This is a genomic window from Pseudomonas sp. REST10, assembly GCF_029542605.1.
In the GTDB taxonomy this organism is placed as follows: Bacteria; Pseudomonadota; Gammaproteobacteria; order Pseudomonadales; family Pseudomonadaceae; genus Aquipseudomonas; species Aquipseudomonas khazarica.
The window spans coordinates 4,383,405-4,403,955 of the sequence record NZ_CP035677.1; the positions used below are offsets into that span (position 1 = coordinate 4,383,405).

The 20,551-nt window shown below is 67.5% G+C and carries 20 protein-coding genes and 1 riboswitch; of the genes, 9 read left to right on the forward strand and 11 right to left on the reverse strand.

The window, feature by feature from the left end:
* Window positions 1–14 precede the first annotated feature (14 nt).
* From EWH21_RS20645 to EWH21_RS20665, 5 genes are all read left to right on the forward strand, one after another.
* Window positions 15–434, forward strand: a complete 420-nt coding sequence (locus EWH21_RS20645; RefSeq protein WP_047592185.1) for a hypothetical protein — start codon at window positions 15–17, stop codon at window positions 432–434.
* Between the two features lie 4 nt (window positions 435–438).
* On the forward strand, window positions 439–1,320 hold the full coding sequence (locus tag EWH21_RS20650; protein ID WP_277699215.1) for a cation diffusion facilitator family transporter: 882 nt from the start codon (window positions 439–441) through the stop codon (window positions 1,318–1,320).
* Window positions 1,321–1,662: 342 nt separating this feature from the next.
* Window positions 1,663–2,142: an Lrp/AsnC family transcriptional regulator gene (locus tag EWH21_RS20655; RefSeq protein WP_037051675.1), complete on the forward strand. Its 480-nt coding sequence runs from the start codon at window positions 1,663–1,665 to the stop codon at window positions 2,140–2,142.
* Between the two features lie 90 nt (window positions 2,143–2,232).
* Window positions 2,233–2,451 (forward strand): DUF2788 domain-containing protein, encoded by a 219-nt coding sequence (locus tag EWH21_RS20660; protein WP_037051671.1) that lies wholly within the window; start codon window positions 2,233–2,235, stop codon window positions 2,449–2,451.
* Window positions 2,452–2,529: 78 nt separating this feature from the next.
* Window positions 2,530–2,922 carry a globin gene (locus EWH21_RS20665; RefSeq protein ID WP_037051667.1) on the forward strand — a complete coding sequence of 131 codons (393 nt, stop codon included), beginning with the start codon at window positions 2,530–2,532 and terminating at the stop codon, window positions 2,920–2,922.
* A gap of 50 nt (window positions 2,923–2,972) precedes the next feature.
* Here EWH21_RS20665 and EWH21_RS20670 read toward each other — a convergent pair whose 3' ends face one another.
* The gene (locus tag EWH21_RS20670) at window positions 2,973–3,542 is read right to left on the reverse strand and encodes a pseudouridine synthase (protein WP_047592187.1); all 570 of its coding nucleotides are present in this window, start codon (window positions 3,540–3,542) and stop codon (window positions 2,973–2,975) included.
* 174 nt (window positions 3,543–3,716) lie between these two features.
* On the opposite strand from EWH21_RS20670, the gene EWH21_RS20675 reads away from it, so the two are divergent.
* Window positions 3,717–4,748: an NAD(P)-dependent alcohol dehydrogenase gene (locus tag EWH21_RS20675; RefSeq protein WP_037051661.1), complete on the forward strand. Its 1,032-nt coding sequence runs from the start codon at window positions 3,717–3,719 to the stop codon at window positions 4,746–4,748.
* A gap of 60 nt (window positions 4,749–4,808) precedes the next feature.
* Window positions 4,809–5,252, forward strand: coding sequence for an acetyltransferase (locus EWH21_RS20680; RefSeq protein ID WP_134675731.1), 444 nt, complete (start codon window positions 4,809–4,811; stop codon window positions 5,250–5,252).
* On the opposite strand, the gene EWH21_RS20685 is transcribed toward EWH21_RS20680, so the two are convergent.
* The gene (locus tag EWH21_RS20685) at window positions 5,242–6,585 is read right to left on the reverse strand and encodes a PLP-dependent aminotransferase family protein (RefSeq protein ID WP_152489615.1); all 1,344 of its coding nucleotides are present in this window, start codon (window positions 6,583–6,585) and stop codon (window positions 5,242–5,244) included. The two genes, EWH21_RS20680 and EWH21_RS20685, sit on opposite strands and share 11 nt — an antisense overlap.
* 80 nt (window positions 6,586–6,665) lie before the next feature.
* Between EWH21_RS20685 and EWH21_RS20690 the strand changes: the two genes are divergently transcribed.
* The gene (locus tag EWH21_RS20690) at window positions 6,666–7,634 is read left to right on the forward strand and encodes a threonine dehydratase (protein WP_134675733.1); all 969 of its coding nucleotides are present in this window, start codon (window positions 6,666–6,668) and stop codon (window positions 7,632–7,634) included.
* 2 nt (window positions 7,635–7,636) lie between these two features.
* Here the strand turns inward: EWH21_RS20690 and EWH21_RS20695 are convergent, their stop codons facing one another.
* Window positions 7,637–8,446: a hypothetical protein gene (locus EWH21_RS20695; RefSeq protein ID WP_277699216.1), complete on the reverse strand. Its 810-nt coding sequence runs from the start codon at window positions 8,444–8,446 to the stop codon at window positions 7,637–7,639.
* Window positions 8,447–8,550: 104 nt separating this feature from the next.
* Complete coding sequence (gene amn / locus EWH21_RS20700) at window positions 8,551–10,023, reverse strand: AMP nucleosidase (RefSeq protein WP_047591523.1); 1,473 nt, start codon at window positions 10,021–10,023, stop codon at window positions 8,551–8,553.
* A 127-nt stretch (window positions 10,024–10,150) separates the two neighbouring features.
* Between amn and EWH21_RS20705 the strand changes: the two genes are divergently transcribed.
* On the forward strand, window positions 10,151–10,879 hold the full coding sequence (locus EWH21_RS20705) for a hypothetical protein (protein ID WP_277699217.1): 729 nt from the start codon (window positions 10,151–10,153) through the stop codon (window positions 10,877–10,879).
* Between the two features lie 9 nt (window positions 10,880–10,888).
* On the opposite strand, the gene EWH21_RS20710 is transcribed toward EWH21_RS20705, so the two are convergent.
* The 7 genes from EWH21_RS20710 to EWH21_RS20740 form a co-directional block, all read right to left on the reverse strand.
* A complete protein-coding gene (locus EWH21_RS20710; RefSeq protein WP_047591527.1) occupies window positions 10,889–11,569 on the reverse strand; it encodes an energy-coupling factor ABC transporter permease in 681 nt (226 codons plus the stop codon).
* Between the two features lie 52 nt (window positions 11,570–11,621).
* Window positions 11,622–11,826, reverse strand: a riboswitch (cobalamin riboswitch).
* 48 nt (window positions 11,827–11,874) lie between these two features.
* Window positions 11,875–13,524 carry an acyl-CoA dehydrogenase family protein gene (locus EWH21_RS20715; protein WP_277699218.1) on the reverse strand — a complete coding sequence of 550 codons (1,650 nt, stop codon included), beginning with the start codon at window positions 13,522–13,524 and terminating at the stop codon, window positions 11,875–11,877.
* Complete coding sequence (locus EWH21_RS20720) at window positions 13,521–14,162, reverse strand: TetR family transcriptional regulator (RefSeq protein ID WP_277699219.1); 642 nt, start codon at window positions 14,160–14,162, stop codon at window positions 13,521–13,523. Before EWH21_RS20720 ends, EWH21_RS20715 begins: the two co-directional genes overlap by 4 nt.
* Before the next feature lie 206 nt (window positions 14,163–14,368).
* On the reverse strand, window positions 14,369–16,756 hold the full coding sequence (locus EWH21_RS20725) for a hybrid sensor histidine kinase/response regulator (protein WP_277699220.1): 2,388 nt from the start codon (window positions 16,754–16,756) through the stop codon (window positions 14,369–14,371).
* 136 nt (window positions 16,757–16,892) lie between these two features.
* A complete protein-coding gene (locus tag EWH21_RS20730; protein WP_277699221.1) occupies window positions 16,893–17,762 on the reverse strand; it encodes an ABC transporter substrate-binding protein in 870 nt (289 codons plus the stop codon).
* Window positions 17,759–19,747, reverse strand: a complete 1,989-nt coding sequence (gene fhuB / locus EWH21_RS20735) for a Fe(3+)-hydroxamate ABC transporter permease FhuB (protein ID WP_277699222.1) — start codon at window positions 19,745–19,747, stop codon at window positions 17,759–17,761. The genes EWH21_RS20730 and fhuB overlap by 4 nt, the downstream gene beginning before the upstream one ends.
* A 2-nt stretch (window positions 19,748–19,749) precedes the next feature.
* The gene (locus EWH21_RS20740; RefSeq protein ID WP_277699223.1) at window positions 19,750–20,517 is read right to left on the reverse strand and encodes an ABC transporter ATP-binding protein; all 768 of its coding nucleotides are present in this window, start codon (window positions 20,515–20,517) and stop codon (window positions 19,750–19,752) included.
* Window positions 20,518–20,551 lie beyond the last annotated feature (34 nt).

Consider the following 20,551-nt stretch of genomic DNA (forward strand, 5'->3'; position numbering starts at 1 on the left):
TTCTGGAGGTGCTCATGCGCACGAAATCCCGTGTCATCGCTGGCGTCGTCGCCGCGACCCTGCTGGCTCAACTGACGGCCTGCGGCTCGATCTTCTACCCGGATCGTCGCGGCCAGATCGAGGGCAGGATCGACCCCGTGATCGCCGGCGCCAACGCCATCGGCATCCTGTTCTACGTCATCCCCGGGCTGATCGCCTTCGCCGTGGACTTCGCCACCGGCGCCATCTATCTGCCGGAAGGGCAGACCGCTCAGGTCGACCCGCAACAGCTCAAGCAACTGGTCGGTGCTGACGGCCAGGTCGACCCGCTGGCGCTCAAGGCGCTGATCGAAACCAGCACCGGCCACCAGCTGCCGCTGGACGACCCGCGCCTGATCCAGCACAGCGGCAGCAGCGAACAGCTGGCCGCCTACGGCCTGCGCCCGGCGGCCTGAGTCCATGCACGATCCGCAGCATGCCAGGCTGATGCGCCTGGCCACCCGGGCCGCGCTCGCTGTGGCGCTGACCCTGGTGCTGGCCAAGGCCGTCGCCTGGTGGCTGAGTGGCTCGGTCAGCCTGCTGGCCGGCCTCACCGACTCGCTGCTCGACAGCGCCGCCTCGCTGATCAACCTGGTCGCCGTGCATTTCGCCCTGCGCCCTGCCGACGAGGACCATCGCTACGGTCACGGCAAGGCCGAGGCTCTGGCCGGGCTCGGCCAGGCGCTGTTCATTGGCGTCAGCGCCATCCTCATCGGCATGCAGGGCCTCGAGCGCCTGCAGACGCCGCAACCACTGGAAACCGAAGGAGCCGGCATCGCCGTGATGCTGCTGGCCCTGGCGCTGACCATCGGCCTGCTGGCCTTTCAGCGCAAGGTGGTGCGCGAAACCGGCTCCACGGCGATCCACGCCGACTCCCTGCACTACCGCTCCGACATCCTGCTCAACGGCAGCATCCTCGTCGCCCTGCTCCTGACCCGCTTCGGCTGGCTGCAGATGGACGCCCTCTTCGCCATCGGCATCGCCCTCTACATCTTCTGGAGCGCCATCAGCATCGTTCGCGGCGCGGTGGCCGTGCTGATGGACGAGGAGCTGCCCGCCGACGTCAGCACGCAGATGCACGAACTGGCATGCGCCGTCCCCGGCGTACTCGGCGCGCATGACCTGCGCACCCGCGTTTCCGGCACGCGCTGGTTCGTCCAGCTGCACCTGGAGCTTCCCGGCGAGATGAGCCTGTCGCAGGCGCATGAGCATTGCGAAGCCGTGGAGAAGGCCATCCACGAGCGCTACCCACGTGCCGAAGTGCTGGTGCATGCCGACCCGCAGGAAGTGGTCAAGCACTGATCCCCCCACCAGCCCCTGCCAGACAGCGGGCAATAAAAAAGGGGCCTCGCGGCCCCCTCGGGAAATCTGTCCGGTGCTGGCGGTGTTGTCGCCGCTTTCGTCGCCCGCCTGGTTGGGCAGTGCGGACCCGGGTGCCGGTGCGATCCGGTAGGACCGTCGGCGCCGACTCACCTGGTTGGGCGATGCCGGTAGGACTTATCGTCCGGGCCGTGAAACTGAGAGAAAGCTTACGCCCATGGCGCCGAAATAAGATTGCTAAGATTGCTTACAAACTTATCGATTGCGCAATTTACAGCTAAAGGAGCACTATTTATCGCAATCCAATAATGAGCCAGTAGAAAAATGGACAAACTAGACCGTTACGACCTGAACATTCTCGCCGAATTGCAGCGCAACGCTGCCCTGTCCAACCAGGAACTCGCCGAACGCATCGGCCTGTCGCCCTCCCCCTGCTCGCGCCGGGTCAAGCAGTTGGAAGACGATGGCTATATCACCGGCCAGGTCGCCCTGCTGGATCGCAAGAAACTCGGCCTGAGCCTGACCGCCTACGTGCTGATCGGCATGGACCGGCATACGCCGGAGCGCTTCGAGCATTTCCAGGAGGAGATCCGCAAGTGCCCCGAGGTGCTGGAGTGCTGCCTGGTCACCGGGATGGATGCCGACTACCAGCTCAAGGTGGTGGTGCCGGACATGGATCACTATCAGAAGCTGCTGCTAGGTACGCTGACCCGCATCGACGGGGTGTCCAGCGTGCGCTCGAGCTTCGTGCTGCAGCAGATCCTTTCCAGCACTCAGCTGCCGCTGCAACACCTGCGCGACTGAAGGTCGCAGGGAGTACAGGATCACGACGCGCTCTGGATCAGGGCGCGTATAATGCCAGCCCCGCGTTTTCCATCCGAATCACGAGGCTCCATGGAAACCGAACAATTCGAAGCGCTGATGATGTACGTCCTGGTGGGCGGACTGATCCTGTTCATGTTCTTCATCATCTGGGACCTGGCCAAGAAGTCCAAGGCCGGCCGCCTGGGTACCGCCATCCTGTTCCTCGGCCTGGGACTGTGCCTGTTCGCCTTCCTGGCCAAGCCGATCATCACCTACATCATCGAGACCGCGCGCGGCATCCACGGCTGAAGCCGCCATCCGCCCCACACAATTCTCACCGACCCCAAGCCGTCAGCAGAAACGGCCCGTTGTTAACAAGGAGTTCACATGAGCGCCGCCAATCTGGTGATGCAAAGCTATGGACGCTGCTGCGCCAGCCCAGATTTCTTCGACAGCTTCTACCGCCATTTCCTTGCGAGTTCACCACTGATCCGCGAGAAGTTCGTCGACACCGACATGACCGCGCAGAAGCAGCTGCTGCGCCAGGGCATCCTCAACCTGGTGATGCACGCCCGTGGCATGCCCGACACCAAGTTGCGCGCCCTCGGCGAGTCGCACTCGCGCCAGCATCTGGACATCCGCCCCGAACTCTACGACCTGTGGCTCGACGCATTGCTGTTGACCATCAGCGAACACGACAAGGAATGCGACGCCGATGTGCGTCAGGCCTGGCGTGAAGTGCTGAACAAAGGTATCGCCGTGATCAAGGCCGGTTATTGACTCAGATCATGTTCGCCGGCACCCGGGCGCTGCGACAAAACGCCTGAGTGTCACTCCAGCCTGGCCGCGACCTCGCGCCACTGGCCAGGCTGCAGCCCTTCCAGACGCCAGGGGCCGATGGCCACGCGCACCAGCCGCAGCGTGGGCAGGCCGACAGCGGCAGTCATGCGTCGCACCTGGCGATTGCGCCCCTCGCGAATCACCAACTCCAGCCAGGCGGTCGGCACGCTCTTGCGAAAGCGTACCGGCGGGTTGCGCGGCCACAGCTCGGGCTCGGCCAGACGGCGGGCCTCGGCCGGCAGCGTCGGGCCATCGTTGAGCGTCACGCCGCTGCGCAGCTGCTGCAGCTGCTCGTCACTCGGCTCACCCTCCACCTGAACCCAGTAGGTCTTCGGCAGCTTGTGCCTGGGATCGGCGATGCGCGCCTGCAGGCGACCGTCATTGGTCAGCAGCAGCAGGCCCTCGCTGTCTCGATCCAGGCGTCCGGCCGGATACACGCCGGGCAGGTCGACGAAATCCTTCAGCGTGGCGCGACCCTGGTCGTCGTTGAACTGGGTAAGCACGTCGAACGGCTTGTTCAGCAGCAGCAGGCGCGGTTGCGCGGGCGGCGCCTTGGCCACACGGCGTGGCGCAGCAGGACGAGACTTGGCAGGAGGACGAGGGCGCGACATGCAACGGGCTTCAGCGGAACAGGGTCGTGCAGTGTAACCCACGATAAGCGGCGCTGATGGTGCTTCCACAGCTCGACACAGCGACTAAGCTGCTGATTCACCTTCAGCACTCAGGAGCCGTCCATGAGCAGCAGCGCCGAACTCGCCACCTTCACCGGCTGGGCCGCCACCGCCCCAAAGGCGCCGCTGGAGCGCCTGAGCTACGACCCCGGGCCACTCGGCGCCGAAGAGGTCGAGGTCGCAGTGGAGTACTGCGGCATCTGCCATTCCGACCAGTCGATGATCGACAACGAATGGGGCAATGCCCGCTACCCCTTCATCCCCGGCCATGAAGTGGTCGGCCGCATCGTGCGCCTCGGCGAGCAGGTTCGCGGCCTCGAGCTGGGTCAGCGCGTCGGCATCGGCTGGTACAAGGGCAGTTGCATGCACTGCGGCTCCTGCATGGAGGGTTCGCACCAGCTCTGCCGCTCGGTGAAGCCGACCATCGTCGGCAGCCACGGCGGCTTCGCCGACCGCCTGCGGGCGCACTGGGCCTGGGCGGTGCCGCTGCCCGCCGGACTCGACCCGGCGCTGGTCGGGCCGCTGTTCTGCGCCGGCTCCACGGTGTTCAGCCCGCTGCTGGAGTTCGACATCAAGCCCACCGATCGCGTCGGCGTCGTTGGCATCGGCGGCCTTGGCCACCTGGCGCTGCGTTTCCTCAATGCCTGGGGCTGCGAAGTGACGGCCTTCACCTCGTCGCTGAACAAGCAGGACGAGGCCAAGCGCCTGGGCGCGCACAAGGTCGTGGCCTCGACCGACAGCGCGGCGATGAAGGCGATTGCCGGCAGCCTGGACTTTCTCCTGGTCACGGCCAGTGCCGACCTCGACTGGATCGCCCTGCTCGGCACCCTGCGCGGCAAGGGCCGCCTGCACTTCGTCGGCATCGTGCCGAGCGCGATCCCGGTGCATGTGTTCAACCTGATCCCGCAACAGAAGAGCCTGTCCGGCTCGCCGGTGGGCTCGCCATCGAGCATGGCGAGCATGCTCGAGTTCTGCGCCCGCCATCAGATCCTGCCGCAGGTCGAGCACTTCCCCATGAGCCAGGTGAACGCCGCCATCGATCACCTGCGCAGCGGCAAGGCGCGCTACCGCGTGGTACTGGACGCCAGCCGGTGACAGCACGGGCGCAGAGCTGGCATGCTCTGCGCCCTGTTTTTTCCGTGAGCGGCGATCGCCATGCCCCTGACTCTCGACACCCCCACGCCCGATGACCTGCCCACCCTGGTGGAGATCTGGGAGGCGGCGGTACGTGCCACCCATCACTTTCTCCCGGAAAGCGATCTGCAGGTGATCAAGCCGCTGCTGCGCGAGCAGTATTTCCCCGCCGTACAGCTGACCTGTGCCCGCGATGAGGCCGGGCGGATACTCGGTTTCCTCGGTCATGCCGAGGACAGGGTGGAGATGCTCTTCGTCGATCCGCACAGCCACGGCCAGGGCGTGGGCAGACGCCTGATGCAGCATGCCATCGACGCGCTGGGTGCGACCCGGGTCGACGTCAACGAGCAGAATCCGCAGGCCGTGGGCTTCTATCAGCACCTGGGATTCGTGGTCACGGATCGCTCGCGCCTGGATGGCGGCGGCAGGCCGTTCCCGATCCTGCACATGGCCCTCAGCCGATAGGCCAGGCGGCCGAGATCCCCTCCAGCGCCTGCTTGAGCTGCGCCCGGCTGAGCGCAGCGGCAAGGCTCACGCGGACGGCGTGCCCCGGATTGGCCTCGACCGCGAACACCTCGGCGGGCACCACCTCCACGCCCTTCTGCCGACAGGCCTCGGCCAGCGCAACGGGCGGCTCGACGTCCAGCCACAGGTGCGGTGCCACCGCCCTGCCCTGCGGCATGCGCGCCCCCAGCACACGCGCGGCCAGGCGCCAGCGCTGCTGCATCTCGTCGATCTGCCAGGCCAGACGCTGTTCGGCGAGGCCGCTCTCGATCCATTCACAGGCCAGCGCCAGGCTCAGCGGCGCCACCGCCCAGCGCGTGGCCTGGGCTTCGCGATCGATACGCTCGAGCAACTGCGGCGCTCCGGCGATGAAGCCCAGGCGCAGACCCGGCGCCACGCTCTTGGACAGGCTGCTGATCAGCAGGCAGCGTTCGGGCAGTTGCACCGCCAGGGGCGCCTCACTGCCCAGCACGCCGTAGACATCATCCTCGACGAGCCACAGCCCACGCTGCCTGGCCACCTCGGCGATGGCGGCACGGCGCTCGCCATCCAGGCTGGCGCCGGTGGGATTCTGCAGGCAAGGGGTGAGCACCACCACGCGGGCACCCGTGGCACGCGCCTGGCGATCGAGGTCATCGGGCAGGACGCCATGCCGGTCCATCGCCACACCGTGCAGCGGCAGGCGCAGCTGGCGGGCGGCAGCCTTGATCCCCGGCGCGGTGTAGCGCTCCACCAGAATCGGCTCACCCGCCTCGCAGAGTGCCAGCAGAGCGGCCGACACCCCCTGCTGGGCACCGGCACACAGCAGCAGGCCACCGGGTGCCAGCTCCAGACCGCGTCGTCGCAGCCAGCTGGCGCCCGCCAGGTGCGCGCGTTCGACCAGTGCCGCCGAGGGATAGGACTGCAACATATCCAGCTCGCCACGGGCCGCCAGCGCCGCGAGGCTGGTGGAAAGGTCGCGGTTGTCCGGGTCGTGCACCGGGACGTTGGTCGACAGGTCGATCAGGTCCCCGGCTGCGGTCGGCTGCTTGAGACGGAACAGGCTGGCCTCGCGGCTACCAGTGAGTACGTAGGTGCCACGGCCGACCTCGCCGGAAACCAGGTGGCGCCGGGCCGCCTCGCGGTAAGCGAGCATCACCGTGCTCGGGTTGATGCCCAGCGTCCAGGCCAGGCGGCGCTGCGGCGGCAGACGTTCGCCAGGCTTGAGTTCGCCACGACCGATCGCCGTGGCGATGGCCTCGACCAATGCCAGGTAGGTGGGTAAGGCGCTGTCTTGCAGATCAGGGAGCCACATTGCTTGCCATGCAATATAAATATTTACCCATACAATGCGCCGCACTAGCATCCGAGTCAACGTCACCCGGAGCCCCTGCCATGTTCGACCTCACCCAACTGCGCCAGAGCGCCCAACTGGTCCACCGTCACATGACGCCCACGCCGCAGCTGAGCTGGCCGCTGCTGTGCGAGCGCAGCGGTTGCGAGGTGTGGGTCAAGCACGAGAACCATGCGCCGACCGCAGCCTTCAAGGTGCGCGGCGGCCTGGTCTACATCGACGCACTGCTGCGCCGCGAGCCACAGGTCCGTGGCCTGGTCACCGCCACCCGCGGCAACCATGGCCAGAGCCTGGCGCTGGCTGCACGCGCGGCGGGACTGGCGATCCGCATCCTGGTGCCGCACGGCAATGCCCGCGAGAAGAACGCCGCGATGCGCGCCCTTGGCGCAGAGGTGATCGAGCATGGCCGCGACTTCGATGAGGCACGCGCCGAGGCGGCACGCCTGGCCGAGCGCGACGGCCTGCACTGGGTGCCGTCACTGCACGAGGACCTGGTGCGCGGCGTCGCCACCTACGCCCTGGAATTGCTGGAGGCGGTGCCGAACCTGCGTCGGGTCTACGTACCCATCGGCCTCGGCTCGGGCATCTGCGGGATGATCCGCACCCGCGACCTGCTCGGCCTCGACACCGAGATCGTCGGCGTGGTCGCCACTGGCGCCGATGCCTACGCGCAGAGCTTCGAACAAGGCTGTCTGGTACAGACCGAACGCGCCGACACCCTGGCCGACGGCATGGCCTGTCGCCAGCCGCAGCAGCTGGCGCTGGACATGATTCGTGCCGGCGCAGCGCGCATCGTGCGGGTCGACGACGACGAGATCCGCGACGCCATCCGCAGCTACCACGAAGACACCCACAACCTCGCCGAAGGCGCTGGTGCCGCCGCCCTGGCCGCGCTGATGCAGGAGCGCGAGCGCAACGCCGGGCAGCGCGTGGCCGTGGTGCTCAGCGGCGCCAACATCGACCGGGCAGTGCTCGCGGAGCTGCTCTGCGACGAGGCCGCCGCAGCCTGAGATCAGAGCTGCGCCAGCGGCTCGGCCGGCTGGCGCGCAGGCAACTGGCACAGCCAGCGGGAGACGCCCCACTCCGCTGCGACCAGCGCCAGCAACAGGCCAAGCTGGATCAGCAGGGCGATGTAGAACGGCTTGAAGACATGACCGATCTGCCGCTTGAGCAGGCCGAGCAGGAAGTCGGCCTGGAACAGTTGCCCGATACGCGCATCCAGCACCTGCGTCAGCACTTTCTCGTCGAGCCCGCTGTAGCGGGCCGTCTTCTCCACGGCCAGCTCGCCAATGGCCTTGCCCAGCAGGCTGGCGCGCAGACGGTCGAGCAGGTCCAGGGCAATCCGCTCGGCGGTCGACGCGTCGGCACGCAGCGCCGCCTCCGCCTGGCGCTCGCTGTGCAGGTAGTCCATCGCCAGTTGATCGAGCAGCGCCTGCACGCTGACATCACGTACCGCCAGCTGGCCCTGCTCGTCCTGGGTTTCGACATAAGCCTGGAAGTCGCTCCAGACCTCGTCGGCCAAGGTCTGCACCAGCGGCGCATAACTGTCGAGATGGCGGTAGATCTGCTGCTGGCTGCCGTACAGCATCCCGCCCTGAAAACCGAGGAAGCCACCGGCCAGCGGCAACAGCAGGAAATAGAGCTTGAGCAGCCAGTGGTGCCAGCGCTTGTTGCGTGCCAGCCAGCCCAGGCGCTGCAGCTTGAACGCCAGCAGCAGGCCGGCGCCCGCGCCGAGCAACAAGGCCAGGCCGGTGTAGAGGAAAAGACTGAGAAAACTGAAGGGCTCCCACAACGCGGTGAGCAGCAGACGCGCCTGTTCCATGCGTATTGCCTCGTTCATCCATGATGCGCGTCAGTCTAAGGCAAAGCGCGATGCGGCGTCGCCACTGCGTGGCCGGACTGTGCGCCAGGCCACGCAGGTACTCGTCAGCGGAACGGCGGCTCGTCGAAGCTGCGCAGCTTGCGCGAATGCAGCGAGTCGAGCTGGCTGCGCATCAGCTCCAGCGCGGCGATGCCGATATGCAGGTGCTGGGTCACGGCGCGCTCGTAGAAGGCGCCAGCCGCGCCGGGCAGCTTGATCTCGCTGTGCAGGGGCTTGTCCGATACGCACAGCAGCGTGCCGTAGGGCACCCGCAGGCGGTAGCCTTGCGCGGCGATGGTGCCGCTTTCCATGTCCACCGCCACCGCGCGCGACAGGTTGATCAGCGGTCGTTCCTGGGCCCAGCGCAGCTCCCAGTTGCGGTCGTCGTAGGTCAGCACGGTGCCGGTGCGCAGGCGCTTCTTCAGCTCGTCACCCTGCTCGCCGGTCACCAGCTTGGCCGCCTCCTGCAGCGCCTGCTGCACCTCGGCCAGCGCCGGCAGCGGGATATGCGGCGGCAGCACGCGATCGAGAATGCCGTCGCGGCGCATGTAGGCGTGCGCCAGCACGTAGTCGCCGATGGTCTGCGACTGACGCAGGCCGCCGCAGTGGCCGATCATCAGCCAGCAGTGCGGACGCAGCACGGCGAGGTGATCGGTGATGTTCTTGGCGTTGGACGGGCCGACGCCGATGTTGACCAGGGTCACGCCGTGGCCATCCTCGGCCTGCAGGTGATAGGCCGGCATCTGGTAGCGGTGCCAGACCACGTTCTCGATGATCGCCTGCATCTCGCCTTCGGTCATGCCGCGACTGATCACCACGTTGCCCGGCAGCACCATGCGGCTGAAGCGCGAGTTGCCCACCAGCATGTCCAGGCCATGGCGGATGAACTGATCGACATAGCGGTGATAGTTGGTCAGCAGGATCCACGGCTGCACATGGCGCCAGTCGCTGCCGGTGTAGTGCTGGATGCGCTTGAGGGAAAAGTCGGTGCGCGCCGCATCGAACAGCGCCAACGGCAGCGGGTCGATGTTCTCCCAGTCGTACAGGCCATCGGCCGTGCCATCGGTGGCGGCGGACAGATCGGTGCTGGGGAACACCCGCGCCAGTTCGGCGGCGGTCACGCCACTGCCGGCCAGCTCATCGCCGCCCTCGACCACGTAGGGATAGGGGATGTTCTGCTGGCTGCGGCCGACTTCCACGCGCAGGGTGAAATCGTTCATCAGCGGGCGCAACTGCTCCAGCAGGTATTTGCGGAACGCTGCCGGCTGGGTCACGGTGATGGCGTAGGTTCCCGGCACCTGCACCTTGGCATAGGCGCGCACGGTGGTCGGCACCTCGCCCTGGCACAGGTAGGTCAGGCGCAGCTCGGGGTAGCGGAACAGGCAGTGCTCGCTGGCGTCCGGACGGATGCGCTCCTTGAGATAACGCTTGAGCGCCTGGCTCAACGCACCAGTGGCCTCCTGGTGCAGGGCGGCGAGACGGTCCACCGCCTCCTCGGGGGTGTGAACAACGATGAAATCATCTGAGCAGGCTTTCACGATGCATCTTCCTGACTGAACGGACATCCCTATCTTGCCTGCATACGCCGACGAAAACATAGCGCGACGACGCTCGCGGCACGATGCCAGCAGCTAGGCTTGCAGCAATTGCCCAGAGGTCACCCCCATGCTTCGAGCACTCTGCCTGCTGCTGGCCGTCGCCGTGTGTCTCGGCGCCCGTGCCGGCGAACTCGATGGCCACTACCAGGCGACGCTCGACGGTCAGCCCGCCGAGCTGATCCTGCACCAGCAGGGTGATCAGGTGGAGGGGCAATATGTGGAGAACCGCAGCCTGCGCCTGACCCTCAGGGGCCACTACGACGGCCAGTTGCTGCGCGCCGAGATCAGTGATCCACGCTCCGGCCTGCTGCTGGCGAACATGAATGCCACCTACGCCAACGCGATGCTCAACGCCTCGATCGCCGCACGCGACCCGCGCAACGGGCAGGTGCTGGAGCGCCAGGCCCTGTTCCAGCGCGAAGCGGCGCAGGCCGAGCAGGCGCCTGCCGTCGCCGTCATTCACGACCCGGCGCTGATCGGTACCTGGGTGCACGAGAAGATCGTCAACAGCGGCGGCGCCAGCTTCGCCTCGTTCAACAGCGTGATGACGCTGCAGCTGAACCCGGACGGCAGCGTCACGCAGTGGAGCCGCTCCGCCGCAGGTGGCGCCGAGTGGAGCTACGACAGCCCGGGCGAAGTGCAGTACAGCGGCCACTGGCGCAGTCAGGACGGCCTGCTGATGGTGCGTCTGAGCGGCGCGCCCGACTATCGCCCGGCGGCCTACTACCGCTTCAGTGACCAGTACCTGGTCACCGAGAGCAATAGCGGCCAGATGATCTGGCAGCGCCGCCGCTGATCAGCGGAATCAGGCCGCCTGGTGCAGGCGCACGTTGAACAGTGGCCCCTGGCTGAAACGCGACAGCGTCTTGGCAGCCGCCAGCACGCCCAGGTCGATCAGCGGCTCGACCAGGATCACGCTCATGTAGGCCAGGCCGAAGCTGCCCACCGCCGCCAGGTTTTCGGCGGAGAAACCATGGCCATAGACGGCCCAGAATGCCACCCAGGCGACGATGCCGCCCTGGTAGGCAGTCGACAGCGCCAGCGCCTGCTTGTAGGAAAGGTCCACGTAGGCGGTGCCCGGCGCGACGATGCGCTTGGCCAGCAGGCTGATGCCCCACAGCGGTACCAGCAGCGTGGTGACGTTCATCCCGTACTGCGGCAGGTCGAAGGGCGCGAAAAACAGCCCTTGCAGCAGCAGGCCGGCGGCCAGGCCGATGGCGGCGGCGCCGGCGCCGAACAGCAGCAACAGGGTCGAGCCGAGGATCAGGTGCACCTCGGACACGCCCACGGCGTGGTGCGGGAAAACCTCGAAGAAGCAGAACACCAGCGCAGTGGTCAGCAGGCTGCGCAGTGCCAGTGCGGCGACGCCGCCGTTGTTGCGGATGCTGTCCAGGGCGAGCTTGGCGGTGAGGCCGAGAGCGCTGACGGCGGTTGCGTAGCTGAGCAGGATCTTGGCGCCTTCGACGACACCGGGTTCGATATGCATTGGGGTTCCTTGGCCGCGCCCACCGCGCGACGATTCGGATGGGAGAAAGGGCAATACGCCCGTGAGCGATGGCAGGTCTCCTGGCTCACGGCTTGCCACTTCACCCGCCTTCCCGACCATCGTCAGTGGCACAAGGGGTGTCGTTCGCCGCTTACAGTTGCGGGGGCAGCCAGGGCCTTGGCGAGAGTCGCCGCACCCTGTTCCCTTTTCATCCGCGTGACGCGTGCGCACGCAGAACCATCGGCCGCCAGATTACTCGCCTGTTGCGCCAAAAAACAGCGCATCAGGCGATCGATGCCTGAACCTCAGGCCAGGTGTGGCGTGCTGCGCGCCAGCAGTGCCTCGACATCGACGCCACGCGGCAAGGTCCCGTAGACCCGCCCTCGCCCTTCCAGACGGCTGGCGATGAAGGCATCGCTCACCAGGCTGTTGCCCGCCTCGAGCAGCAACTTGGCCTGCAGTGCCACGGCCATGTCCTCGGTGAGCTGGCGTGCGCGGTACTGGATGTCGGCGGTGTCACGGAAGTCCGCCTGCAGGCGCTGGATATGCGCCTTGAGGCGGGCATCACCATGGCCGTCACCCAGCTCGGTGAACAGCGCGTCGAGCACGCCGGGCTCCTTGGACAGCGCGCGCAGCACGTCCAGGCATTGCACGTTGCCCGAACCTTCCCAGATCGAGTTGACCGGTGCTTCGCGGTACAGGCGCGGCATGATGGTTTCCTCGACGTAGCCGGCACCGCCCATGCATTCGCTGGCCTCGTAGATCATTTCCGGGGCGCGCTTGCAGATCCAGTACTTGCCCACGGCGGTGACCAGGCGAGCGAACTTGTCCTCCTGCTCGTCATGCTGATGGTCGAGCGCCCGGCCCATGCGCATGCACAGCGCCAGCGCCGCCTCGCTTTCCAGCGCCAGGTCGGCCAGCACGTTCTGCATCAGCGGCTGCTCGGCGAGCAGCTTGCCGCCGACCTGGCGATGCGCGCAGTGGTGCGCCGCATGGGTCAGGGCCTGGCGCATCAGGCTGCTGGAGCCGACCATGCAGTCGAAGCGGGTCATGGCCACCATCTCGATGATGGTCGGCACGCCGCGCCCCTCCTCACCCAGCATCCAGGCGAAGGCGCCACGGTATTCCACCTCGCTGGAGGCGTTGGCCCAGTTGCCCAGCTTGTTCTTCAGGCGCTGGACATAGAACTCGTTGCGCGAGCCATCCGGGCGATGGCGCGGCAGGAGGAAGCAGGACAGGCCACGGTCGGTGTAGGCCAGGGTCAGGAAGGCGTCGCACATCGGCGCCGAGCAGAACCACTTGTGACCGACCAGCTCGTAGCCCTGCCCCGGCCCGCCGAGGCCGATGGGATAGGCACGCGTGGTGTTGGCACGCACGTCGGTGCCGCCCTGTTTCTCGGTCATGGCCATGCCGATGGTGACGCCGCTCTTCTGTTCCATCGGCAGGTTGCGCGGGTCGTACTCGGTCGCGAGGATCTTCGGCAGCCACTGCTCGGCGACGTTGGCCTGCAGACTGATGGCCGGCACGGCGGCGAAGGTCATGGTCAGCGGGCAACCGCTGGCGGCCTCGGCCTGGCTGTGCAGGTAGGTGAGACCGGCACGGGCGACATGGGCGCCAGCTCGGGGATCGGTCCAGGGCAGCGACGGCAGGCCATGCTCGATGGCCGTGCGCATCAGCTCGTGATAGGCCGGGTGGAACTCGATCAGGTCGATGCGGTTGCCATAGCGGTCATGGCTCTTGAACACCGGCTTGTTCTCGTTGGCGAGGAAGCCCGCCTGCATCAGCGCGCCACCGGCCAGGGCGCCGTAGGCACTCAGGCGCTCGTCCGCCCAGCCGCCGTCGTAGCGCCGAATCCACTCCTGCAGCGGCAGGTCGAGGCGGTAGAGATTGGCGCCGTCCAGGCTCGGTACCTGGTTGAACACCTCGTGGGTTTCCGCGTGCAGGCTGGGTTTCATCGCGTGGGTTCCTCGGCGCCGACGGCGCGCAGACAGAAGGTGGCAAGGCCGGCGCTGACCTGCGCCAGTTCCAGTGTGGGTTGTCCGGCTTCGCGGGCGGCGCGGGCTGGCGGGGACAGCGGTCCGACCAGGGCTTCGGCGATGGCGCCAACCAGGCAGGCTGCCACCAGGCCAATCCGTTCGACGCGAAACTCGCCGACGCGAACGCCCTCCTCGAGCAGCTCGATGAACAGCTCGGCATAGGCCTCGCGGTAGAGCAGGCGCTGCTCGTCGACTTCCGGGTCGACCGGTTCGGCGATCAGGGCAAAGGCCAGACGCCGGCTGTGCCAGGCGCGGGCAGCGAATTGTTCGAGGCCGCCACGCAGGCGCTGCGTCGCGCTGCCCGTGCCGCGCAGGGCGCTGGCCAGGGCATCGACCTCACGCTGACTGGCGCTGGCGAAGACTTCCGCTGCCAGCTCGCCCTTGCTGCGGAAATGGCGGTACAGGCTGCCGGTGGCGATACCGACATCCTCGGCCAGCGCCTGCATGGTCAGCGCGGCAAAACCACCGGCGCTGACCCGCTGCAGGGCACAGGCGAGGATGAGCTGGCGCTGCGCCTGGTCGCGGTCCAGTCGGGCTTCGGTGGTGCGATAGGCCATGGTCTGAATCCTGATTCACTTTTTCCCAGTGAATCAGGATTCAGACCATGTCTAAAGGGGTGATCCGGCCAAATCTGCGGACGAACCGGGAAGCAAGTGGCGGCTCGTCAGCCCCGCAGTCAGCGGCGCCTGCCGCGAGGAGAGGAACGGAGCGGGAGCACCCGCCTCACCAGGCGGCGCGGGTCAGGACGGCACCCGAGTGTCCCTCAGAGCGGCGCGGAGCCGCCGGAAACTGCCGCCGGGCGGCACAACACCCAGTCGTGCAGCAGCACGCGCAGTTCCTCGAACTTGACCGGCTTGGCCAGGTAGTCGCTCATGCCGGCGGCCAGGCAGCGTTCGCGATCGCCGCTGTGGCTGTGCGCGGTGATCGCCAGCACCGGCACCTCGGCGCAGCCAGGCAGGGCACGGATCGCCCGGCAGGTGGCGAAGCCGTCCATGACCGGCATCTGGCAATCCAGCAGCACGGCATCCACGGACTCTTCGCGCAGCAGCGTCAAAGCCTCCGCGCCGTTGTCGGCCGTGCGCACGCGGTAGCCGAGCTTGAGCAGCATGCCGCGTGTCACCAGTTGGTTGATCGCGTTGTCCTCGACGATCAGCACCGTGCACTGCTGCGCCTGGCGCTGCACCGTACCACTCGACTGGCGCGGCAAACGGGCGACCGGCGTGACAGGCTGCTCGGGCAAGGTCAGCGGCACGTTGAGGCGAAAGCGGCTGCCAACGCCGGGTTGCGACTCGTGGCTGAGGCTGCCGCCGAGCAGGTCGACCAGGTGCCGGCAGATCGCCAGGCCAATGCCGAGTCCGCCATATTTGCGGGTCATGGAGCCGTCGAGCTGGTGGAAACGCTGGTAGAGGTCCCCCTCGACATGGGCGAAGCCGATCCCGCTGTCGCTGACCACCACGCTGAGCGGCAGGTTGCTGCCAATGCTGCCGGCCCGGCCGACTTCCAGGGTCACGCCGCCCTCGCTGGTGAACTTGATGGCGTTGTCCAGCAGGTAGCCCAGCGCCTGCGCCAGCTTGGCGGCGTCCCCTTCGAGGGTGTCCGGCAGGCTGTCATCCAGCTCCAGAGTGAAACTCAGCCCCTTGTCCTCGGCGCGCGGGGCGTACTGGGCGCACAGCCCGTCGAGCAGCCCGCGCAGGCTGAAGGCGTCGCGCCGGGGGTAGAGCTTGCCGGCCTGCAGTTCGGTGAGGGCGAGGATGTCGTTGACCATGCGCATCATGTCGCGCGCCGAGGCGGCAGCCGTCTTCTGGTACTGCTCCAGTTCGACGTCCATCTTCACCGTCTGCATCAGCTCCAGCGAGCCGATCACGCCATTCATCGGCGTACGCAGCTCATGGGTGACGGTGGCGAGGAATTCGTCCTTGAAGCGGTTGCTGTCCGCCAGCTCCTGGTTCAGCGCCTCCAGCTTGCGCCCGGCCTCCTGCAGGATGCGCGTGCGCTCTTCCTTCATCGCGTTGATGCGGTCGGCCAGCGCCAGCGACAACAGGCCGACCTCCAGCGCAGAGCCGATCTGGCTGGCGTACATGGTGAGAAAGACGTTGGGCACATAGCCCAGCACCATCAGCGTGTTGACGATGCCGCCGACGAGGAAGGCGGTCCAGGCGAAGATGAAGTAGCGCGCCACACGCATGCCGCGCAGCCAGGCCAGGATGCCGGCCGCGAAGATCACCACGGTGAACAGCAGGGCCAGGTAGGTGGCCAGGCGCAGGGCCGTGGCGTAGCTGATGCACAGCGCCAGGATCATGACTGCGGCACCACAGGCCATGAGCACCAGCAGCAGGCGGTCGACCCACGGGCTGTGCTCGGCGGTGTGCAGGAAACTGCGGGCGAACTGACAGCCGAACAGCGCGGCGGAGCCAATCAGAAATGGCGTCGCGGCATTCGCCCACCAGGGACTGTCGGGCCAGAAGTACTCGATGCCGGCACCGTTGACCGAGATCTGGTACAGGCCGAACGAGGCGATGTAGAGGATGTAGTAGAGGTAGCTGGTGTCGCGCACGCTGAGGAAGATGAACAGGTTGTACACCAGCATCACCAGCAGCACGCCGTAGATGATGCCGAGCACGTAGATGCGCCCTGGCTGCTCTTCCAGGTAGGCATTGGGCGACCACAGGGTCAGCGGCGCCTGGATCGAGCCCTGGCTCTCCAGGCGCAGGTAGATGCGCTTGGTCTGCCCCGGTTCGAGGCTCAGCTCGAACAGGTAGTTGTTCTGGCGAATCTGCCGGCTGTCGAATGGCAGTGCGTCGCCGGTGCGCTGGGCCAGGGCGAAACTGCCGCTGTCATCGGGCAGGTAGAGTTCCAGATGGTCGAGCGGCGGGTAGGCCAGTTCCAGCAGCCAGCTGCGCGCGCCCTGCTCCTGCCGGGGCAGGTACTGCAGGTCCAGGCGCAACCAGAACACCGAGCGCGAATAGCCGGCATTGAGCACGGGCTTGTCATGCAGGCGAAAGCTGCCCTGCACCGCCTGCGAGGAAACGTCGTCGATGCTGGCATCACCGCGCACGTCTTCGAAGACGTACATGCTCTGCCCCAGCGGCAGGGCACGCACCTGTTCGTCGAAGGTGACAGCGCCCACGAGCGAGGAAAAAACGAGGCTCATGACGAGCGCGAGCAGCCGGGACATACGACTCCACTATCACCTGTCGAACGATATCGGACTCCCATCAGCCCATGATCGATATCGCCACGCAGGGCAGACTTATATTCGAATCGCCCTACTCTAGGGACTGTCGAGGCTATTTGCCAGATTCGGCAGGCAGTTTAAGCAATGCCCCACTGATGGATTCGGCCAGGTACTGCAGGGAAAACACCCCACCGTAGGTCCAGGTCGAGGGCATCGCGGCGAAGCGTCCACCCCGCACGAAAGGCATCGCCTGCCACAGCGGCGACGCGAACAGTTGCGCCTCCTGGGCGAAGGGCTCGATGTGCAGGACCACGCCGCGCTCGATATGCCCCAGCGTGGTGATGGGCACCTGGGTGATGCCCCAGGGGCTGGGCTCCAGCTGCAGCGCCGGCTGCAGGCCGAGCAGCGTCAGCGCATGCTGCGGCATGGAATTGGGACCGTTGATGAAGGCGGCTGCCGGCGAGGAGAAGCGAATCACCGTCACCGCCGGCAGCTGCCCCGCGAAATGCACCTGCAGCCGCTCACGCAGCTGCACCAGTTCGGCATCCATCGCCTGCAGGCGACGCCTGGCCAGCGCCTCACGCCCAAGGGCACGCGCCAGATCGAGGAATGCTTCGCGCTGCGCCTGCTGGTTGTCGTGCTGCTGGCCGAAGCCCGGGTACAGCTGCACTGGCGCGATGCGTTCGAGCAACGGACGGATGTCTTCGAGCTGGGGCGCGATGACGATCAGCTGTGGCCGCAGCTCGGCCAGCAACTCGAGATTCGGCTCCAGACGCGAGCCGGCCGACGGCACGCCATCCGGCAGGGTCGGCCGTACCACCCAGGTGCGATAGTCGCCGGCATCGGCGACGGTCAGCGGCGTGACGTCGAGCATCAGCAGGTGCTCCGCCGCCTCCCAGCTCAGCGCCGCGACCCGCGGCGCATCCTGGGCCCACAGGGGCGTCAGCCAGAGCAGCAGCAGACCGAACAATCCGGCTCTCATGCCAGCCTCCCGCGAATCAGCAGGTACACGAAGTAGGCGCCGCACAGTACCGAGGCGACGATGCCCACCGGAATCTGCAACGGGAAGATCAGCGTGCGCCCGGCCCAGTCCGCCAGCAGCATCAGCACCGCGCCCAGCGCCGCCGCCAGCAGCAGTTGCGGCAGCACCCGCCGCGCCCCGAGCAGTACGGCGATGTGCGGCGCCAGCAGGCCGAGAAAGGCCACCGGCCCGAGCAGGCTGGTGACCAGCGCGCAGAGCAGCGCCACCAGGACCAGCAGCGCCAGGCGCAGGCGCGGCACGTCCAGGCCACGGCTGGCCGCCACGCCGTCGCCGATCCCGATCAGCGTCAAGGCACGCTGGAACACTGCGGCCAGGCCGCCCAGCAACAGCACACCGGCGCTCAGCCACAGCGCCTGCGCGGGCGTGGAGCGGTAGGTGGAGCCGGCCAGCCAGCCCAGCAGCGCGAAGGAGTCCCCCGAGCCCTTGGCCAGCACGAACTGCAGCGCGGCATTGAGCAGCGCACCGAGAGAGATGCCCAGCAGCGCCATCAACGCCGGGGAGTAGCGATGCCGTCGGCCGAGCAGCATCAGCACGATCAGCACCGCCAGGCTGCCGAGGAAGGCCGCCAGCGGGGCCACGGCGCCGAGCACACCGCCGCCGAACAGCATCAGCGCCACCATCACTGCCAGGGTGGCGCCGGCCGACAGACCGAGGATGTCCGGGCTGGCCAGCGGGTTGCGCAGCAGGCGCTGCAGCAGCAGGCCGGATATCGCCAGGCCCGCCCCCGCCGACGCGGCGGTCAGCACACGCGGCCAGCGCAGCGACCAGACCAGCGCCGACGGCCACTGCAGACGCCAGCCGTCCAGGCCACGGGCCAGCCCCAGTGCCAGCGTCAGCGCCAGCGTCAGCGCCAGCAGGGCGAACGCCGCCACCCACAGCGCGCTGCGCCAGCCGAAGCGCTCGGCCCCTGCCGGCAACTGCAGGCCATGCGGGTCTTCGGCCGCCAGGTGCCGACGGGCCATCCACAGCAGCACCGGCGCCCCGATCAGCGCGGCAGCCGCACCACTGGGCACCAGCTGGCCGCCGATATGATTGGCCAGCAGCGCCAGTGCGTCGGTGGCGAGCAGCAACAAGGCGCCGAGCAAGGTGCTGTAGAGCAGTTCGTCGCGTGCACTGCGGGCACCGAGCAGGCGCGCCAGGTTGGGCGTGAGCAGGCCGATGAAGCCGATCAGGCCGACCGCCGTGATCGACACCGAGCACAGCCACAGCGCCGCCAGGAACAGCGCCAGCATCACCGGCCACAGCGCCAGGCCGCGCGCCTGGGCGGCGTCGCCACCCAGCTGCAGCAGGCTCAGCGGACGCGGCGCCAGGACCAGCACGGGCAGCGCCAGCAGCAACTTGGGCCACAGCCATTGCACCCAGTGCCAGTCGATCTGCGCCAGGTCACCCGCGCCCCAGACGAACAGGCCCTGAGTGTACTGGTTGTTGATCAGCACCAGTCCCGCTGCCAGCGCTCCCAGCAGCAGGTTCATCGCCATGCCACCGAGCACCAGCGGCAGGCCGCCGATACCGCTGCGACCGGCGATCAGCAGCACCAGGCCGACGGCCACCAGGGCACCGCCGAGGGCCGCCCACTGCCCCTGCTCGGCGGCGAAGGCGGGCAGCAGCAGCGTGGCCAGGACCAGCCCCAGCCAGGCGCCGGACGAAGCGCCAATGGTCATCGGCGACACCAGGCGATTCTGCGTGATCTGCTGCAACAGGCTGCCGGACAGGCCCAGCGCCGCGCCCGTCAGCAACGCCATGCTCAGCCTGGGCAACGCCGACAGCTGCAGCTGGAGGAACGCGAAGCTCTGCGCCGGCGCGCCCAGCAGCGCCCACAGCTCCAGCGGCGCGACCTCGGCCGCCAGCCACAGGTGCACCAGCATCAGCGGCAGCAGCGCGAGCAGTGTCAGAACGTGGCGTGCCGGCGCCGAGACTGCCGCCACGTTCAGGCCACCACGGCAATCTTGCGGGCGCCGCCGGGCTGCTCGATCAGTTCGATGTCGATGTCGTAGAGCTGGCTGAGCAGCGGCCCGTCGAGCAGCTCGTCCGGGCTGCCATCGAAGAAGATGCGTCCCTGCTTCAGCGCGATCACCCGGTCGGCATGCCGTGCGGTAAGGTTGATGTCATGCAGGATGGCGACGATGCCACGACCGCTGTCGCGGTTGAGCTGGCGCAGCAGGCCCATCAGCTCGTACTGGTGGGCCAGGTCCAGCGCGGAGGTCGGCTCGTCGAGCAGCAGCAGCGGCGAATGCTGGGCCAGCAGCATGGCAATCCATGCCCGCTGCCGCTCGCCACCGGACAGGCCGTCAGCCAGCTGCTCGGCGTAGTGGGCAACATCGGTCTGCGCCAGTGCCTGATCGACCGCCGCATGGTCCTCGGCGCGCCAGCGGCCGAGCAGGCCGCGCCAGGGGAAGCGTCCCAGGCGCACCAGCTCGCGCACGGTCAGCCCGGCGACGTCCGGCAGATGTTGCGGGAGGAACGCCACGCGCCGGGCGAAGTCACGGGCGGAGAAGCGCGCCAGGGGCTGATCGTCGAGCAGCAGGCTGCCACGCGTCGGCTCCAGCTGACGCGCCAGCAGGTTCATCAGGGTGGATTTGCCCGAGCCGTTGTGGCCGAGGATCACGGTAAAGCGATCACCCTCGAGATGCAGCTCGTCCAGGGCCAGGGTCACCCGCTCGCCACGGCGCACTTCGATATCACGCAGCTTCAGCACGACGAGGTCCCCGCCAGGCTGCGCACGGTCACAT

Excerpts from the sequence above, each read along its gene's own strand:
- EWH21_RS20645 (WP_047592185.1), top strand. The coding sequence starts at position 15 with ATGCGCACGAAATCCCGTGTCATCGCTGGCGTCGTCGCCGCGACCCTG.
- EWH21_RS20665 (WP_037051667.1), top strand. The coding sequence starts at position 2,530 with ATGAGCGCCGCCAATCTGGTGATGCAAAGCTATGGACGCTGCTGCGCC.
- EWH21_RS20690 (WP_134675733.1), top strand. The coding sequence starts at position 6,666 with ATGTTCGACCTCACCCAACTGCGCCAGAGCGCCCAACTGGTCCACCGT.
- EWH21_RS20710 (WP_047591527.1), bottom strand. The coding sequence starts at position 11,569 with ATGCATATCGAACCCGGTGTCGTCGAAGGCGCCAAGATCCTGCTCAGC.
- EWH21_RS20730 (WP_277699221.1), bottom strand. The coding sequence starts at position 17,762 with ATGAGAGCCGGATTGTTCGGTCTGCTGCTGCTCTGGCTGACGCCCCTG.
- EWH21_RS20715 (WP_277699218.1), bottom strand. The coding sequence starts at position 13,524 with ATGAAACCCAGCCTGCACGCGGAAACCCACGAGGTGTTCAACCAGGTA.
- EWH21_RS20650 (WP_277699215.1), top strand. The coding sequence starts at position 439 with ATGCACGATCCGCAGCATGCCAGGCTGATGCGCCTGGCCACCCGGGCC.
- EWH21_RS20660 (WP_037051671.1), top strand. The coding sequence starts at position 2,233 with ATGGAAACCGAACAATTCGAAGCGCTGATGATGTACGTCCTGGTGGGC.
- EWH21_RS20725 (WP_277699220.1), bottom strand. The coding sequence starts at position 16,756 with ATGAGCCTCGTTTTTTCCTCGCTCGTGGGCGCTGTCACCTTCGACGAA.
- EWH21_RS20705 (WP_277699217.1), top strand. The coding sequence starts at position 10,151 with ATGCTTCGAGCACTCTGCCTGCTGCTGGCCGTCGCCGTGTGTCTCGGC.
- EWH21_RS20655 (WP_037051675.1), top strand. The coding sequence starts at position 1,663 with ATGGACAAACTAGACCGTTACGACCTGAACATTCTCGCCGAATTGCAG.
- EWH21_RS20680 (WP_134675731.1), top strand. The coding sequence starts at position 4,809 with ATGCCCCTGACTCTCGACACCCCCACGCCCGATGACCTGCCCACCCTG.
- EWH21_RS20685 (WP_152489615.1), bottom strand. The coding sequence starts at position 6,585 with ATGTGGCTCCCTGATCTGCAAGACAGCGCCTTACCCACCTACCTGGCA.
- EWH21_RS20695 (WP_277699216.1), bottom strand. The coding sequence starts at position 8,446 with ATGGAACAGGCGCGTCTGCTGCTCACCGCGTTGTGGGAGCCCTTCAGT.
- EWH21_RS20675 (WP_037051661.1), top strand. The coding sequence starts at position 3,717 with ATGAGCAGCAGCGCCGAACTCGCCACCTTCACCGGCTGGGCCGCCACC.
- EWH21_RS20720 (WP_277699219.1), bottom strand. The coding sequence starts at position 14,162 with ATGGCCTATCGCACCACCGAAGCCCGACTGGACCGCGACCAGGCGCAG.